At 76.3% G+C, this 15018-nt stretch carries 15 protein-coding genes; 10 read left to right on the forward strand and 5 right to left on the reverse strand.

Features of this window, described 5'->3' with window-relative positions:
* Positions 1-121 precede the first annotated feature (121 nt).
* The gene (locus tag QOZ88_RS12745; protein ID WP_306000128.1) at positions 122-1066 is read left to right on the forward strand and encodes a hypothetical protein; all 945 of its coding nucleotides are present in this window, start codon (positions 122-124) and stop codon (positions 1064-1066) included.
* 14 nt (positions 1067-1080) lie between these two features.
* Here the strand turns inward: QOZ88_RS12745 and QOZ88_RS12750 are convergent, their stop codons facing one another.
* A complete protein-coding gene (locus QOZ88_RS12750) occupies positions 1081-1599 on the reverse strand; it encodes a DinB family protein (protein WP_306000129.1) in 519 nt (172 codons plus the stop codon).
* 93 nt (positions 1600-1692) lie between these two features.
* Between QOZ88_RS12750 and QOZ88_RS12755 the strand changes: the two genes are divergently transcribed.
* Positions 1693-2652, forward strand: a complete 960-nt coding sequence (locus QOZ88_RS12755; protein ID WP_306000130.1) for a helix-turn-helix transcriptional regulator — start codon at positions 1693-1695, stop codon at positions 2650-2652.
* Positions 2653-2664: 12 nt separating this feature from the next.
* Here QOZ88_RS12755 and QOZ88_RS12760 read toward each other — a convergent pair whose 3' ends face one another.
* Positions 2665-3300 (reverse strand): CAP domain-containing protein, encoded by a 636-nt coding sequence (locus QOZ88_RS12760; RefSeq protein ID WP_306000131.1) that lies wholly within the window; start codon positions 3298-3300, stop codon positions 2665-2667.
* Between the two features lie 75 nt (positions 3301-3375).
* Here QOZ88_RS12760 and QOZ88_RS12765 point away from each other — a divergent pair, with 75 nt between their 5' ends.
* Positions 3376-4182, forward strand: coding sequence for an SDR family oxidoreductase (locus QOZ88_RS12765; protein WP_306000132.1), 807 nt, complete (start codon positions 3376-3378; stop codon positions 4180-4182).
* Between the two features lie 13 nt (positions 4183-4195).
* Here the strand turns inward: QOZ88_RS12765 and QOZ88_RS12770 are convergent, their stop codons facing one another.
* Positions 4196-5122, reverse strand: a complete 927-nt coding sequence (locus QOZ88_RS12770) for a GGDEF domain-containing protein (RefSeq protein ID WP_306000133.1) — start codon at positions 5120-5122, stop codon at positions 4196-4198.
* Between the two features lie 187 nt (positions 5123-5309).
* Between QOZ88_RS12770 and QOZ88_RS12775 the strand changes: the two genes are divergently transcribed.
* Genes QOZ88_RS12775 through QOZ88_RS12785 form a run of 3 tightly spaced genes read left to right on the forward strand, consistent with a single transcriptional unit; the run spans position 5310 to position 8393 of the window.
* A complete protein-coding gene (locus QOZ88_RS12775) occupies positions 5310-6437 on the forward strand; it encodes a carboxylate-amine ligase (RefSeq protein WP_306000134.1) in 1128 nt (375 codons plus the stop codon).
* Positions 6430-7725 carry an erythromycin esterase family protein gene (locus QOZ88_RS12780; RefSeq protein ID WP_306000135.1) on the forward strand — a complete coding sequence of 432 codons (1296 nt, stop codon included), beginning with the start codon at positions 6430-6432 and terminating at the stop codon, positions 7723-7725. Before QOZ88_RS12775 ends, QOZ88_RS12780 begins: the two co-directional genes overlap by 8 nt.
* Positions 7722-8393, forward strand: coding sequence for an alpha/beta hydrolase (locus tag QOZ88_RS12785; RefSeq protein ID WP_306000136.1), 672 nt, complete (start codon positions 7722-7724; stop codon positions 8391-8393). Before QOZ88_RS12780 ends, QOZ88_RS12785 begins: the two co-directional genes overlap by 4 nt.
* Before the next feature lie 30 nt (positions 8394-8423).
* On the opposite strand, the gene QOZ88_RS12790 is transcribed toward QOZ88_RS12785, so the two are convergent.
* A complete protein-coding gene (locus QOZ88_RS12790) occupies positions 8424-9851 on the reverse strand; it encodes an NAD(P)/FAD-dependent oxidoreductase (protein ID WP_306000137.1) in 1428 nt (475 codons plus the stop codon).
* Between the two features lie 131 nt (positions 9852-9982).
* Here QOZ88_RS12790 and QOZ88_RS12795 point away from each other — a divergent pair, with 131 nt between their 5' ends.
* Positions 9983-10603, forward strand: coding sequence for an alpha/beta fold hydrolase (locus QOZ88_RS12795; RefSeq protein WP_306000138.1), 621 nt, complete (start codon positions 9983-9985; stop codon positions 10601-10603).
* A 128-nt stretch (positions 10604-10731) separates the two neighbouring features.
* Here QOZ88_RS12795 and QOZ88_RS12800 read toward each other — a convergent pair whose 3' ends face one another.
* Positions 10732-12150 (reverse strand): xylulokinase, encoded by a 1419-nt coding sequence (locus QOZ88_RS12800; RefSeq protein ID WP_306000139.1) that lies wholly within the window; start codon positions 12148-12150, stop codon positions 10732-10734.
* A gap of 200 nt (positions 12151-12350) precedes the next feature.
* Here QOZ88_RS12800 and QOZ88_RS12805 point away from each other — a divergent pair, with 200 nt between their 5' ends.
* Genes QOZ88_RS12805 through xylA form a run of 3 tightly spaced genes read left to right on the forward strand, consistent with a single transcriptional unit; the run spans position 12351 to position 14976 of the window.
* The gene (locus tag QOZ88_RS12805; RefSeq protein WP_306000140.1) at positions 12351-13634 is read left to right on the forward strand and encodes an ROK family transcriptional regulator; all 1284 of its coding nucleotides are present in this window, start codon (positions 12351-12353) and stop codon (positions 13632-13634) included.
* Entirely contained in the window at positions 13631-13819 is a 189-nt protein-coding gene (locus QOZ88_RS12810) for a hypothetical protein (RefSeq protein ID WP_306000141.1), read from the forward strand. The genes QOZ88_RS12805 and QOZ88_RS12810 overlap by 4 nt, the downstream gene beginning before the upstream one ends.
* Positions 13816-14976: a xylose isomerase gene (xylA, locus tag QOZ88_RS12815; RefSeq protein WP_306000142.1), complete on the forward strand. Its 1161-nt coding sequence runs from the start codon at positions 13816-13818 to the stop codon at positions 14974-14976. The genes QOZ88_RS12810 and xylA overlap by 4 nt, the downstream gene beginning before the upstream one ends.
* The last annotated feature ends 42 nt before the right edge of the window (positions 14977-15018 follow it).

Below are 15018 nucleotides of genomic sequence, written 5' to 3' on the forward strand. Positions count from 1 at the left end.
CGGGCGGACTCCCCGCCGGTCCTGGCTCACCGCTCGGGGTCCTGGCTCAGCACCGACCGTGAGCCAGGACCCTTGTCGATCAGGTGACCTGATCAACAGCGGGGAGGGCAGGATGCCGGGCGTGGATCTCGACGAGGTGGCCGACGAGCTGTACGCCGTCCCGCCCGAGGAGTTCGTCGCCCTGCGGAAGACCCGCCAGGACGAGGCGAAGGCCGCCGGTGACAAGGCGCTGGCCAAGGAGATCGGTGCGCTGCCCAAGGCGTCGGCCGCCGCCTGGGCGTGCAACCTGCTGGTGCGCGAGCAGCGCGCCGAGATCGAGGGCCTCGTCGAGCTCGGCGACCTGCTCCGGGAGGCGCAGGAGGGCCTCGCGGGTGACCAGCTGCGCGCGCTCGACGTGCAGCGGCGCCAGCTGCTCACCGCCCTGACCCGCCAGGCGCGGGCGCTGGCGCACGCTTCGGGCCACCCGGTGAGCACGGCGGTGGCGACGCAGGTCGAGGAGACGCTGCGGGCCGCGATGTCCGACCCCGAGGCGGGCCGGGAGCTGCTCACCGGCCGGCTCACCTCGCCGATGTCCTACAGCGGCATGGGGACGACGGTCACCCGGCCCGACCTGCGGCTGGTCCACCCGCCGCGCCCGCAGCCCGCGGAGAGGCCCGCGCGGCCGCCGGCACGCGGCACGCGGGAGCAGACCGGGGAGTCGGCGGCCGACCGGCGGGCGCGCGAGCAGGAGGAGCGCCGCCGGGCCGCCGAGGAGAAGCGGCAGCGGGCGCTGGCCGCCGCACGGGAGGCGGCGGACCGGGCGGAGGCGGCCGCCCGCGACGCGGAGGAGGTGCTGGAGGAGCACCGCCGCGCCACCGAGGAGCTGGCCACCCGTGAGCAGGAGCTCCGGGCCCGCGTCGACGAACTGGCCGACGAGCTGGCCGGGGCCGAGCGGCAGGCGGGGGACGCGGCGGCGGCGCTCCGGCGCGAGGAGCGCCGGCGGGCCGGGGCCGAGCGGGACGCCGCCGAGGCGGCCGAGGCCCACGACCGCGCCGTGGCCCGGCTCCGCGAGCTCGGCGGGGACTGACCGCCCCCCTGGCCTCACCCCATGGTCTTCTGGCCGTCGAGGGACTCCCGCAGGATGTCGGCGTGGCCCGCGTGCTGGGCGGTCTCGGCGATGATGTGGAGGAACACCCGCCGGGCCGAACGGGTGGCGCCCGGCGGGAACCACGGCGCCTCGGGCAGCGGGTGCGCGACGTCGAGGTCGGGCAGGGTGCGCACCAGGTCGTCGGTGCGCCGGGCGACGTCGTCGTAGCCGGCGAGCACGCCGGCGAGCGTCTCGCCGGGGAGCAGCCGGAAGCCGTCGGTCCACCGGTCCGCCCCGGCGGTGTCGCTCGGCGGGGCCATCGCCTCGGTGCCCTCGAGGATGAAGCGCACCCAGCCCGCCTCGGTGGCGGCCACGTGCTTGACCAGCCCGCCGAGGGTCAGCTCGCCGGCGGTGGTCCGCTGCCGGGCCTGCTCGTCGGTGAGCCCCTGCACGGTGTGGCGCAGGAACCAGCGGTGCACGGCCAGCGTCTCGAGCAGGTCGGCGCGCTCGGGGCTGAGGGTGCTGTCGGTCATCGGGATGCCTTTCCGTCGGGGGAGAGCCGTCACGGACGACGCTAGGAGGTATCGGTGCCAGCTCCTGGCCGCGATGGGGGAGCATCTGCTCCCGTGGCCGACACCGGGAACCGGACGCTCCGCCTCCTCTCGCTGCTGCAGACCCGGCGCCAGTGGTCCGGCGCCGACCTCGCCGACCGGCTCGGCGTCTCGTTGCGCACCCTGCGGCGGGACGTGGACCGGTTGCGCGAGATCGGCTACCCGGTGGAGGCCCGGCCGGGTGTGGACGGCGGATACCGGCTGGCACCCGGTGCGGTGCTGCCGCCGCTGGTCCTCGACGACGAGGAAGCCGTCGCGCTGACCGTCGGGCTGCAGGCGGCCGCGCAGACCGCGGTCGCGGGCACGGGTGAGGCGTCGGTACGGGCCCTCACCAAGGTGGTCCAGGTGCTGCCGGCGCGGCTGCGGCGCCGGGCCGAGGCGCTCGTCAGCGTGACCACCCGGGGGACGTGGGGCAGCGGGCCGGTGGTCGACCCGCAGGTGCTGACCACGGTCGCCGAGGCCTGCCGGGACACCGAGCGGCTCGCCTTCGGCTACACCGACGCCTCCGGTGCACGCACCGAGCGGCTGGTCGAGCCCTCGGCCCTGGTGGCGCTGGGCCGCCGCTGGTACCTGGTCGCCCACGACACGGGGCGGGGGGACTGGCGCAGTTTCCGCCTCGACCGGCTGACCGGCCCGCGCCCGACCGGGGCCCGCTTCGCGCCGCGCCGGCTGCCGGCCGAGAGCCCCGAGGCGTTCGTCCGCGCCGGCACCGACGTGCGGGCCGGGTCGTACGCCGTCGAGGCGCACGTGGCCGCTCCCGCCGCGGTGGTCCGGTCGCGCATCGGCACGTGGGCCGCCGTGGAGGACGACGGCGACGCGGCCTGCCGGGTGCGGATGGAGACCGACCAGCTGGGCTGGGCCGCGTTCGCGCTCGGCACGGTCGGCGCCGGGTTCACCGTCGAGTCGCCCCCGGAGCTGCGGACCCTCCTGGCCGAGTGGGCGCGGCGGTTCGACCGGGCGGCTGCCGCCCGCTGACCGGTCCCGGCGTCAGGAGCAGGACGGGCCGTCCTCGGCCGGGCGGGCGATCGGCTCCTGCGGGGGCGTCTCCTGGCTGAGCTCCGGGCGGTCGGCACCGGTCGTGCGGCCGAACTCCTGGGTCGCCCACACCGAGCCGTCCGGGGCGCAGTGGAAGCCGATGCCGATGCGGTTCCACCCCGGGTTCAGCACGTTCACCCGGTGCTCGTCCGACCGCATCCAGCCGACGTGCGCGGTCCCGGCCGGGACCGACGCCGATGCGGTGAAGATGTTCTCCCCGACGCCGGCGAAGCCGCTCAGCTCCTCGCGGCCGAGGAGCCCGCGGATGTCCTGGTGCTCGAGCCGGCCCTCGCCCGCCATCTGCTCGCTCCAGTCGCGGGCCACGCCCGCCAGCGACTCGTCCCACTCCAGCGGCGCCAGGTCCCGCGCCGCCCGCTCGTCGTTCACCCGCTCGAAGACGGCGCGGGCCATCCGGACCGCCGCGTCGCCGTCCTCGGCCGACGGGGGTTGGTCGGGCGCGGGCGTGGAGGCGGGCCCGGCGCCGGTGCCGGGGGAGGAGGTGTCGACGACGACGCACCCGGTGGTGGGCAGCGCGACGGCGGCGAGCACGAGCAGGAGCCGGGCGAGCAGGGATCGGGTGGCGGGCACGGCCGTCCCCTACCCGGCGGAGCGGTGGAACCCGTCGCGCTGCGCGGCCGTTCCGGGATCGTTAGCGTCGCCGGCATGGCGGAAGGCAGTGGGCGGGTCGCCCTCGTCACGGGGTCGGAGTCGGGCATCGGGCGGGCCATCGCGCTCGCCCTGGCCGAGCGAGGCTGCGACGTGGGGATCACCTGGTACCGCGACCGGGACGCCGGCGAGGCGACCGCGGAGCAGGTGCGGGCGCTGGGCCGGCGGGCGGAGGTCCGCCACCTCGACCTGACCCGGCTCCCCGCCGCGGCCGACGTCGTCGACGAGCTGGCCGATGCGCTGGGCGGCGTCGACGTGCTGGTCAACGACGCCGGCACCGGCCACTCGACCCCGCTGCTGGACCTCGACTTCGCCACCTGGCGCGAGGTGCTGACCACCGACCTCGACGGTGCGTTCCTGTGCCTGCAGCGGGCCGCGCGGCGCATGGTCGCCGCCGGGAACGGGGGGCGGATCGTCAACATCACCAGCGTGCACGAGCACGCGCCCCGCGTCGGCGCAGCCGGCTACTGCGCCGCCAAGGGCGGGCTGGGTCTGCTCAGCCAGGTCGCCGCCCTGGAGCTGGCCGAGCACGGGATCACCGTCAACTCCGTCGCCCCCGGGGAGATCGCCACCCCCATGACCGGCCAGGAGGACGAGGACCCGACCGCGCCCGGGCACGAGCGCCCCGGCGTGCCGCTGCGCCGGCCCGGCGACGCCCGCGAGGTCGCCGCCGTCGTCGCCTTCCTCGCCTCGCCGGGCGCCGGCTACGTCACCGGGGCCTCCTGGGCCGTGGACGGCGGGATGCTGCGGATGGGCCCGATGGCCGGCTCGCACCTGGAGAGCGACGACTGGCGCCGCGGCTGAGCCGGGTGGTGGGTCAGGTGAGCCGGTTGCGCTTGCGCCGGTAGAGCTGCGCGTCGGCGCGGGCCAGCACGGTCGCGAGCTCGTCCCCGGGTGCGGCCGCGGCGACCCCGGCCGTCCAGGTGAACGGGTGGGTCTCCTCCAGCGCCAGCATGAGCCGCCACGCGGCGGCCTCGTCGGTCGCCGGCAGGCAGAGCACGAACTCGTCGCCCCCGTACCGGCCGAGCACGTCGGCCCGCCGCAGCCGGCGCCGCCAGCCCGCGGTCAGCTCGCGGAGGAGGTCGTCGCCCGCGCGGTGCCCGTCGCGGTCGTTGACCTCCTTGAAGTCGTCGAGGTCCAGGATCGCGAAGGTCAGGGGCTCCCCGGTGCGCGCCGCCCGCGACAGATGCCCGGCGGCCTGCTCCTCCCAGGCGCGGCGGTTGGCCACGCCGGTGAGCGGGTCGGTCCCCGCGGCCCGCCGCAGCTGCCGGGCCAGCCGCCCCTGCACCTCGGTCAGCACGACCACGGACACGACGACGGCGATCCAGGCCGAGAGGAAGTTCGACGGCGCGGCGGCCCACGCGCCGGTGCTGCCGGAGACCACGGCGAGGGCGCCGTGCAGGCGGGCGGCCGGCAGCGGCAGGAAGTGCGCGGCGTACAGGCTCACCGCGATCAGGGCGGGCCCGAGGCCGACCACGCCCACGGCGGTCGCCGAGCGCCAGGCCAGCACGCCGATGAGCACGGAGAGCAGGGCGACGCCGGCGTGCAGCAGCCACGGGGGCACCCGCCCGGCGGTCGACCGCAGCACCGCGCCGGCGGTCAGCCCGAGCGCACCGAGCGCCCACAGCAGCCCGACGGGGGTGGCGTCGTCCATCGGCGCCGCGGCGCCGAACCAGCAGAGGAGACCGCTGATCCCGTAGACCACCGCCAGCAGGGTCGCGGCCGTGCGTGGTCCGGTGTGCACCCAGTTCCTCCTCGTCCTCCCCCCGAGGTCGATGCCCTCCATCCTGCGGGTCGGGGGTGACACCGCGCCTCGTGGGAGGGGGGAACGACCCGTCCGGGTGGTCCTGGCGCGCGCGTCCGGCGGGGTGCGGCGCCGCCGCCGGGGCCGTACGGTGCGCGCAGAGGTCCTGCCCGGGACAGGAGGGCGTGTGCAGTCCACCGCCGGTCGTCCGGGTGCCGCGGGCGCCACCGTCGGGGTGGAGGAGGAGTTCCACCTCGTCGACCCCGGGACCTTCGCGCTCGCCCCGAGCCCGGAGCTCGTCGGCGCCGCGGCGCGGCACGAGCTGGGCGAGCGGGTGCACGCCGAGATCACCACGACCCAGCTGGAGACGGCCACCGGCATCTGCCGGACGCTCGGGGAGATGCGGACGGCGCTCGCGGGCACCCGGGCGGAGGCGCACGCCGCGGCGGCCGGCGCGGGGGTGGAGCTCCTGATGGCCTCGACGCACCCGTCGGCCGGCTGGCGCGAGCAGGTGATCACCCCGGAGCCGCGGTACGAGGCGATGGTGCGGCGGTGGGCCGGGCTCGCCCAGCGGCAGGACATCTGCGGCTGCCACGTGCACGTCGGCGTGCCCGACCTGGACACGGCGGTCGCGGTGCTCGACCGGGCCCGCGTGCACCTGCCGGTGCTGCTCGCGCTCACCGGCAGCTCACCGTTCCACGACGGCGGGGACACCGGTTACGAGAGCTACCGGACGCTGTGGTGGGGCCGCTGGCCGCACACCGGCATCCCCGAGCCGCTGGGCTCGGCGGACCGGTACCGCGCGGTCGTCGACGGCCTGGTCACCGCCGGCGTCGTGGAGGACGCCTCCCACCTGTACTGGGACCTGCGGCCCTCGTCGCACCTGCCGACCGTGGAGTTCCGGCTGGCCGACGTGTGCACCGACCTGGACGACGCCGTGCTGCACGCCGCGCTCGCGGCCTCCCTGGTCCGAGTCCTCGCCGCGCGCGCGGAGCGCGACGAGCCCTTCGAGCAGCCGCGCACCGAGCTGCTGCGGGCGGCGCGCTGGCGGGCGGCCCGCGACGGGGTCTCCGGGGCGTTGTTCGACCCGGTCGCCGCGGTGCTCGTCGACGCCCGCACGGCGGTGGAGGCGCTGCTGGCCGAGCTCGCCGACGACCTGGCCGACCGCGGGGAGCTCGACGAGGTGCAGGACCTGGTGCAGCGGCTGCTCGCCCGGGGTACCTCCGCGGTGCGCCAGCGTGCGGTCTGGCGGCGCACCGGCGACCTGCGGGAGGTCGCCGCCTCGATCGTCCGGGAGGGACGTGGACGTGACTGATCCGGTGCTCGAGCAGATCCGCGGCCTCGCCCGGCCGCTGCGCACCCCGGCGGACCTCGACCCCCTCCTGGAGCGGATCGGCGACGCCCGGGTCGTGGCCATCGGCGAGGCCAGCCACGGCACGCACGAGTACTACGCCTGGCGGGCGGAGCTGACCCGGCGGCTGGTCGAGGAGCTCGGGTTCGGCCTGGTGGCCGTGGAGGGGGACTGGCCCGACTGCTACCGGGTCGATCGCAACGTGCGGCTGCGGCCGGACGCCGACGAGGACCCGCGCGACGCCCTCGACGCCTTCGCCCGCTGGCCCACGTGGATGTGGGCCAACGACGACGTCGTCGACTTCTGCCGCTGGCTGCGTGCCCGCAACGCCGGGCTCCCCGAGGAGAGCCGCGTCGGCTTCTACGGCATCGACGTCTACAGCCTCTGGAACTCGATGCACGAGCTGGTCGACTGGCTGGCCGAGAACGAGCCCGGTCACGTCGAGCAGGCCAAGCGCGCGCTGGCCTGCTTCGAGCCGTTCGGCGAGGACGGCGCCGAGTACGCCTTCGCCAGCCGGTTCGCGCCCACCTCCTGCGAGCAGGCGGCCGTGGACCTGCTGCGCTCGCTGTGCGAGCGGCGCGGGGACGCCGAGGCCGCCACCGGCGCCGACGCCCGGTTCGCCGCCGAGCAGAACGCGGCGGTGGTGGTGGGCGCCGAGCGGTACTACCGGGCGATGGTCCGCGGGTCCGCGGAGTCGTGGAACGTCCGCGACGTGCACATGGCCGACACGCTCGACCGGCTGCTCGACCATGCCGGTCCCAAGGCGGTCGTCTGGGAGCACAACACGCACATCGGCGACGCCCGGGCGACCGACATGGCCGACGCCGGGATGGCCAACGTCGGGCAGCTGCTGCGGGAGCGGCACGGCGTCGACGACGTCGTCCTGGTCGGGTTCGGGGGGTACCGCGGCGGCGTGGTCGCGGGCCGGGAGTGGGGGACGCAGATGGAGCGGATGGCCGTGCCCCCGGCGCGGGCCGGCAGCCTGGAGGCGCTGCTGCACGATGCCCTGGGCGACGACGCGCTGTTCGTCCACCCGCGCGGGGACCGGCCGGGGTGGCTGCACCGGCGGCTGGACCACCGGGCGATCGGTGTCGTCTACCGGCCCGAGCGGGAGCGGTGGGGCAACTACGTGCCCACCGTCCTGGGGGAGCGCTACGACGCCTTCCTGTACCTGGACGACACGACGCCGCTGCAGCCGCTGCACCTGGAGCGGGCCGACGAGCACGTGCCCGTCGGCGCTCTCGACGCGTGACCGGGCCGCGGCACGACTCCGGCCGGCTCGGCAGCCGGCCGGTGGGGGTGCCGCCGGGGGAGGCGTGGCCGGCGGGAGTGCACGCGCTCGACCTCGGCGGGGGCGCGGAGGTGCTGCTCGCCGTCCCGCCGGGGACGCCGGTCCCGCGCCCCCTGCTGGTCTTCTTCCACGGCGCCGGCGGGAACCCGGCGCAAAGCCTGGCCGCCGTGCAGGCGCCCGCCGCCGAGCGCGGGGTGCTGGTGCTGGCGCCGCGGTCCGGCGGGGCCACCTGGGACCTGATCACCGGCCGGCTGGGCCGCGACGTCGCCGTGCTCGACGCGGCGCTGGAGCAGGTCGCCGAGCACGCCGTGGTGTCGGCGTGCGCCGTGGCCGGCTTCTCCGACGGCGCCTCCTACGCGCTCTCCCTCGGCCTCGCCAACGGCGACCTGTTCGACGCGGTCCTCGCCTTCTCCCCGGGGTTCGCGCACCCGCCGCGGCACGTCGGGCGGCCACGGCTGTGGATCACCCACGGCACCGGTGACCGGGTGCTGCCCGTGGACCGGTGCGGCCGCCGGCTGGCGGCGGCGTTCGACCGGTCGGGCTACGACGTCACCTACGACGAGTTCGACGGCGGGCACGTCGTCCGGCCCGACGGCGTCGCCGCGGCCCTGGACTGGTGGCCGGCCTGAGCCTCCGGTGGACCGTGCCCCCTGCAGGGTTCAGGCGGAGTCGCGCTGCGTGACGTCCTCGTCCGCCGGGTCGACATCCTTGGGGCCGCCGGTCTTGGAGACCTCCCACCGGGGGCCGAGCTGCTCCAGCGCCAGCCGGCCGTAGACCTGCTGCTGGGTGGCCACCCGCTCGGAACGGCCGCGGCCGAGGAAGCTGACCATCCAGTGCAGCACCGTGGTGATGCGGCTCTTGAAGCCGACGATGTACATCAGGTGCACGACCAGCCACAGCACCCAGGCGGTGAAACCGCTGAACTTGAACTTCCAGATGTCGGCGACGGCCGAGAACCGGGAGATGGTGGCCATCGACCCCTTGTCGAAGTACTCGAACGGCTCCTGCGACTTCTTGCCGGTGGCCCGCCGCTCGATCGCCTCGGCGGCGTAGCGCCCGCCCTGGATGGCGACCTGGGCGACGCCGGGCAGCTTGCCCAGCGCCATCATGTCGCCGACGACGTGGATCTCCGGGTGGCCCGGCAGCGTGAGGTCGGGCTGCACCGAGATGCGGCCGGCCCGGTCGACCTCGGCGCCGGTCTGCTCGCCGAGGATGCGGCCCAGCTCGCTGGCCTGCACGCCCGCGGCCCAGATCTTCGTCGCCGCCTGGATGCGGCGGACCTGGCCGTCGGAGTCCTTGACCTCGAGGCCGTCGGCGTCGACGCCGGTGACCATCGCGCCGAGCTGGACGTCGACGCCGATCTCGTTGAGCTGCCGCCGGGCGGCCTCGCCGAGCTTCTCGCCGAAGGAGGGCAGCACCGCCGGGGCGGCGTCGAGCAGGATGATCCGGGCGCCGGTGGGGTTGATGTTGCGGAAGTCCCGGCGCAGGGTGCGGCGGGCCAGCTCGGCGATCTGGCCGGCCATCTCCACCCCGGTGGGGCCGGCGCCGACGACGACGAAGGTGAGCAGCCGGTCGACCTCGGCCGGGTCCTTGGCGATCTCGGCCAGCTCGAAGGCGCCGAAGATCCGGCCGCGGAGCTCGAGGGCGTCGTCGATGCTCTTCATCCCGGGCGCGAACTCGGCGAACTGGTCGTTGCCGAAGTAGGACTGCCCGGCGCCCGCCGCGACGATCAGCTCGTCGTAGGGGTGGACCAGCGTCCGGCCGAGGATCTCGGAGGTGACCGTGCGGGCGGCGACGTCGATGTCGGTGACCTCGCCGAGGACGACGCTCGCGTTCTTCTGCCGGCGCAGGATCTCGCGGGTGGCCGGCGCGATCTCGCCCTCGGAGAGGATGCCGGTGGCCACCTGGTAGAGGAGCGGCTGGAACAGGTGCTGGGCGGTCTTGCCGATCAGCGTGACCTCGACCGGGGCCTTCCTCAGCGCCTGCGCGGCGAACAGGCCGCCGAAACCGGAGCCGATGACGACGACGCGCGGCCGGCCGCCGGGGGAGTCGGTCGGGGCGGGCGACTGCGCTGGTGATGTCGTCATGATGTTTCATCCTTCCACTTGGCCCCGTGCCGGTCGGGAGCACCCCGGGAGGTGCACGTCACAGCGCGTCGACCTCGGTCGGCTCGCGGGTCGGCCGCGGGACCGGTAGACCCTCCGGGGTGCCGCGATCGGTGTCCGTCGTTCTCGTTCCCGGTCTCGGGCTGGATGAACGTTCCTCGCGCAGGTTGCGCCGAGAAGTTGCGGCCGACGTCGTCGTCCTGCCCGGCATGGGACGGCGGTCACCGGTGCCGGCGGTCGGCGACCTGGCGCGGCAGCTCGTCGCGGCCCTGCCCGAGGGGCCCGTGGTCCTGGTCGGGCACTCGCAGAGCTGCCAGGTGGTGGCCGCGGCCGCGACCGACGCCCGGGTGGCGGGGATCGTGCTGTGCGGGCCCACCACCGACCCGCGGATGCGCACGTTCCGGGTGCTCGCCGCGCGCTGGGTGCGCACCGCCCTCGCCGAGCCCTGGTGGCAGGTGCCGCTCATCCTGCGGCAGTGGCTGCGCACCGGGCCGCGGGCGATGAGCGCGCTGTGGCGGGCTGCCTCGCCCGACGGCATCGAGGAGCGGCTGGCCGCGGTCGCCGTGCCGGTCGTGGTGGTGCGCGGGAAGCGGGACGCGCTCTGCCCCGCCGACTGGGCGGCGCGGGTGGCCGGGGCGGCGCCGCACGGCCGGCTGGTCGAGCTGCCGGGTGCGGCGCACATGACGGTGCAGACCCACCCCGCCCAGCTCGCCGCGGTCCTCCGCACCCTCTGACCGGCGTCGACCTCGCCGCGCGGCAGCCCACCGCGCCGCACACCGCGCGCATCCCTGCCGCACCGCGAGGTCGACCCAGGTGACCTGCCGGAACGGTTTCCGTCGCGGGTGGGGGGAGCCCGGCCCTCTTACTGGCCGTCCGTCCTGCCGCGCACCTCGGCGTAGCGCTCGCGGACGTGCGCGGCCGCCGGGGCGTCGAACTCCTGCAGCCCCGGCTGCGCCCACTCCGGCGGGGCGTCGGCCCCGGAGAGCACCCAGGCGGCCTGCCGCGCGGCGCCGTCGGCGACGTACTCGCCGGGCGGCGGGACGAGCACCGGCCGGCCGAAGATGCCGGGGGCCAGCTGCTGCACGGCCGCCGACCGGGCGGCCCCGCCGATGAGCATCACCCGCTGGACGTCCACCCCCTGGGCGACGACCGCCTCGATGCCGTCGGCGAGCCCGCACAGCAGCCCCTCGACGGCGGCGCGGGCCCAGTGCGCCGGAGTGGACGTGCGCAGGGTGAGGCCGTGCACCGAGCCGGTCGCGTCGGGCAGGTTCGGCGTCCGCTCGCCCTCCAGGTAGGGCACCAGCACGAGGCCGTCGGCGCCGGAGGGGGCGGAGAGCGCCAGCTCGGAGAGGGTGGCGTGGTCGACCCCGAGCAGCGCGGCGGCGGCGTCGAGCACGCGGGCGGCGTTCAGCGTGGCCACCAGCGGGAGGTGGTTGCCGGTGGCGTCGGCGAACCCGGCCACGGTGCCGGTGACGTCGGCGACGGCCGTGGGGGTCACCGCGGAGACGACCCCGGAGGTGCCGATGGAGACGACGACGTCGCCCGGTCGCGCCGTCAGCCCCAGCGCCGCCGCGGCGTTGTCGCCGGTGCCGGGACCGAGGGCGGCGCGGCCGCCGGCGAGGCTGCCGACGCGCTCGGCCGGGCCCGCGACGCGGGGCACCGCGGGACGCCGCCCGCGCAGCGCGCGCTCGAGCAGGTCGAGGCGGTACTCGCCGGTGCGCGCCGACCAGTAGGCGGTGCCGCTGGCGTCGCCGCGGTCGGTCACCAGCGTGCCGAGGTCGCGGTCGGCCTGCAGCCGCCAGGTCAGCCAGTCGTGCGGCAGGCAGACGGCGGCGGTGCGGTCGGCGTTCGCGGGTTCGGCGTCGGCCAGCCAGCGCAGCTTCGTCGCGGTGAACGAGGCGACCGGCACCAGCCCGACGGCGTCGGCCCAGGCGCGGCGGCCGGCGGCCTCGTCGCCGTCGCCGAGTTCCCGGATCAGCTCGGCCGCGGCGGGCGCCGAGCGGACGTCGTTCCACAGCAGCGCGTCGCGGACCACCTCGCCCTGCTCGTCGAGGCACACCATCCCGTGCTGCTGGCCGCCGACGGCGAGGGCGGCGACGTCGTCGAGCCCGCCCGCCTCGGCCGCCGCGGCGCGGAACGCCTCCTCCCACGCGCGGGGGTCCACCTCGGTGCCGGCCGGGTGCGGCGCCCGACCCGAGCGGACCAGCTCACCGGTGCCGGCGTCCCGGACGACGACCTTGCACGCCTGCGTCGAGCTGTCGACGCCCGCCACGAGGGTCATCGGACCTGCTCCGGGCCCTGGCTGGCGGAGCGGTCGGCGGGGAGCGGCGCGGGCACGGGGGTCATGGGAACGGGACCTTAGGCCGCCCGCCCCGGGGGCGCCCGCTGGAGGGTGGTGCGGGAGGCGGCGGTCCGCCTTGACCGCCCGACCGGGGACCCCCTAATTTGTTTGCGCAACCGACGAATCTCGAGGGGGTGGGCATGGGCGAGGCGCCGTCGCTGTACGACGGGTCGTCCGAGCGGCGGGCTCCGGCGGATCAGGCCACGGTGCGCCGCACCAACCTGGGGCTGGTCCTGCGGCACCTCCGCGACCACGGCCCGCGCTCGCGCGCCCGCATCGCCCAGGAGACCGGCCTGAACAAGGCGACGGTCTCCAGCCTCGTGGCCGAGCTCGCCGACCGCCGCCTGGTCACCACCGGCGAGGTGGACCGGGCCGGCTCCGTGGGTCGCCCCGGGCTGACGGTGCACCTGGACGGCGGCTGCGTCTGCGGCATCGGCGTCGAGCTGAACGTCGACTACGCCGCCGTGCTGGTGCTCGACCTGCGCGGCGAGGTGCTGTTCGAGAAGCGGCTCGCCCTCGACCTGCCCGCGCTCGGCGCCGAGCGGACCCTGGACGCCGTCGCTGTGCTGGTGTCCGACGCGGTCGCCGCTGCCGCCGCCACCGGCGCCCGCCCCGCCGGGCTGACCGTGGCGGTCGCCGGCCTCGTCCGCAGCGTCGACGGCGTCGTCACGCTGGCGCCGAACATCGGCTGGCACGACGTGGCGGTGCTGGACGGGTTGCACGCCCGCCTGGGGACCGACTTCCCGATCCGCGTCGAGAACGACGCCAACCTCTCGGCCATCGCGGAGTGGGCCATGGGCTCGGAGGCGCGCACCCCCGACCTGGTCTACCTGACCGGTGAGGTCGGCGTCGGTGGTGGCGTGATCGTCGCCGGCCGGCTGCTGCGCGGTGCCGGCGGGCTCTCCGGCGAGGTCGGCCACACCTCGCTGGGCGACCCGGACCTCGTCTGCGGCTGCGGGCGGCGCGGGTGCTGGGAGACCGTCGTCGGCATGGCCGCCCTGCTCCGCGCGGCCGCCGACCCCGGCGACCCGGTCGGCGACCCGGCGCGCGACCTGGAGGCCCGCCTGTCGGAGGTCGCCGCCCGGGCCGAGGACGGCGATGCCCGCACCCTCGCCGCGCTCCACCAGGTGGGCGCCTCCCTCGGCACCGGCGCCGCCGTGCTGATCAACCTGTTCAACCCGCGGGTGGTCATCCTCGGCGGCTACTTCGCGGTGCTGGGCAGGTTCCTCATGGACCCGCTGATGGCCGAGCTGGAGGTGCGCGTGCTCGGGCCCGGCGTGGCCGGCGCGCGCGTCGTCCTCTCCACCCTCGGGTTCTCCGCCGCCGTCCGCGGCGGCGCGCACGTGGCGCTGGAGTCGGTGTTCGACGACCCGACCTTGGTGCCGGTGCCCTCGCTCGAGCCCGCCGGGGCAGGCGCCCCGTGACCCCGCGGCCCGGCCCGGCGCACGACCGCACCCCCGACACCCAGGTTCCCGACCTGGCGACCAGCCTCGCCACCGGCGAGCAGCCCACCTCCTCGTCCGCCGACGACCGCGCGAGCCGGCGCGTGCCGGAGGCTCCCGAGGGCAGCGCAGCCCACCGATCGACCCGGACGGAGATCCCCGCATGACCGACTACACCCCCCGCAAGGACGACAGGTTCAGCTTCGGTCTGTGGACCGTCGGCTGGCAGGGCGTCGACGTCTTCGGCGGCGCCGTCCGCCCCCCGCTGGACCCGGTCGAGGCCGTGCACCGGCTCGCCGAGCTCGGCGCGGCCGCCGTCACCTTCCACGACGACGACCTGGTGCCCGACGACGCCACCCGCGAGGCGACGCTGGAGCGGTTCAAGAAGGCGCTGGCCGAGACCGGCGTGGGCGTGGAGATGGCCACGACCAACCTCTTCGGCGCCCCGGTCTTCAAGGACGGCGGGTTCACCGCCAACGACCGCGCCGTCCGCCGCTACGCGCTGGCCAAGGTGCTGCGCAACATCGACCTCGCCGCCGAGCTGGGCGCGAAGACCTACGTGCTCTGGGGCGGGCGCGAGGGCGCCGAGTCCGGTGCCACCAAGGACGTCGCCGCCGCGCTCGACCGGTACAAGGAGGGGCTGGACGTCCTCTGCGCCTACGTGCGCGAGAAGGGCTACGACATCCGGTTCGCCCTGGAGCCCAAGCCGAACGAGCCGCGCGGCGACATCCTGCTGCCGACCATCGGCCACGCCATCGCCTTCATCAACGAGCTGGAGGAGCCCTCCCGCGTCGGCCTGAACCCCGAGGTCGGGCACGAGGAGATGGCCGGGCTGAACTTCGCCCAGGGCATCGCCCAGGCGCTGTGGCACGACAAGCTCTTCCACGTCGACCTCAACGGCCAGCACGGCCCGCGCTTCGACCAGGACCTGCGCTTCGGCGCGGGGAACCTGCGCGGCGCCTTCTGGACCGTCGACGCCCTCCTCGGCGCCGGCACCGGCAAGGCGTACGACGGCTACCTGCACTTCGACTACAAGCCGCCGCGGACCGAGGACATGGACGGCGTCTGGGAGACCGCCCGGGCCTGCATGCGCAACTACCTGATCCTGCGGGACAAGGTGCAGGCGTTCCGGGTCGACCCGGAGGTGGCCGAGGCGCTGGAGGCCGCGCGCGTGGCCGAGCTCGCCGTCCCGACCCTGGGCGAGGGCGAGTCGCTGGACGCGCTGCGCAGCGAGGCGCACGACCCCGAGGCCCTCGGTGCCCGCGGCCTGCAGTTCGAGCGGCTGGACCAGCTCGCGATGGAGCACCTGCTCGGCGTCCGCTGAGCACCTCCCGCGCTGGCGGGCGGGGCACGTCCCCGCCCGCCC

Origin of the sequence: Blastococcus carthaginiensis, from assembly GCF_030731085.1 — a bacterium.
Classification (GTDB): domain Bacteria; phylum Actinomycetota; class Actinomycetes; order Mycobacteriales; family Geodermatophilaceae; genus Blastococcus; species Blastococcus carthaginiensis.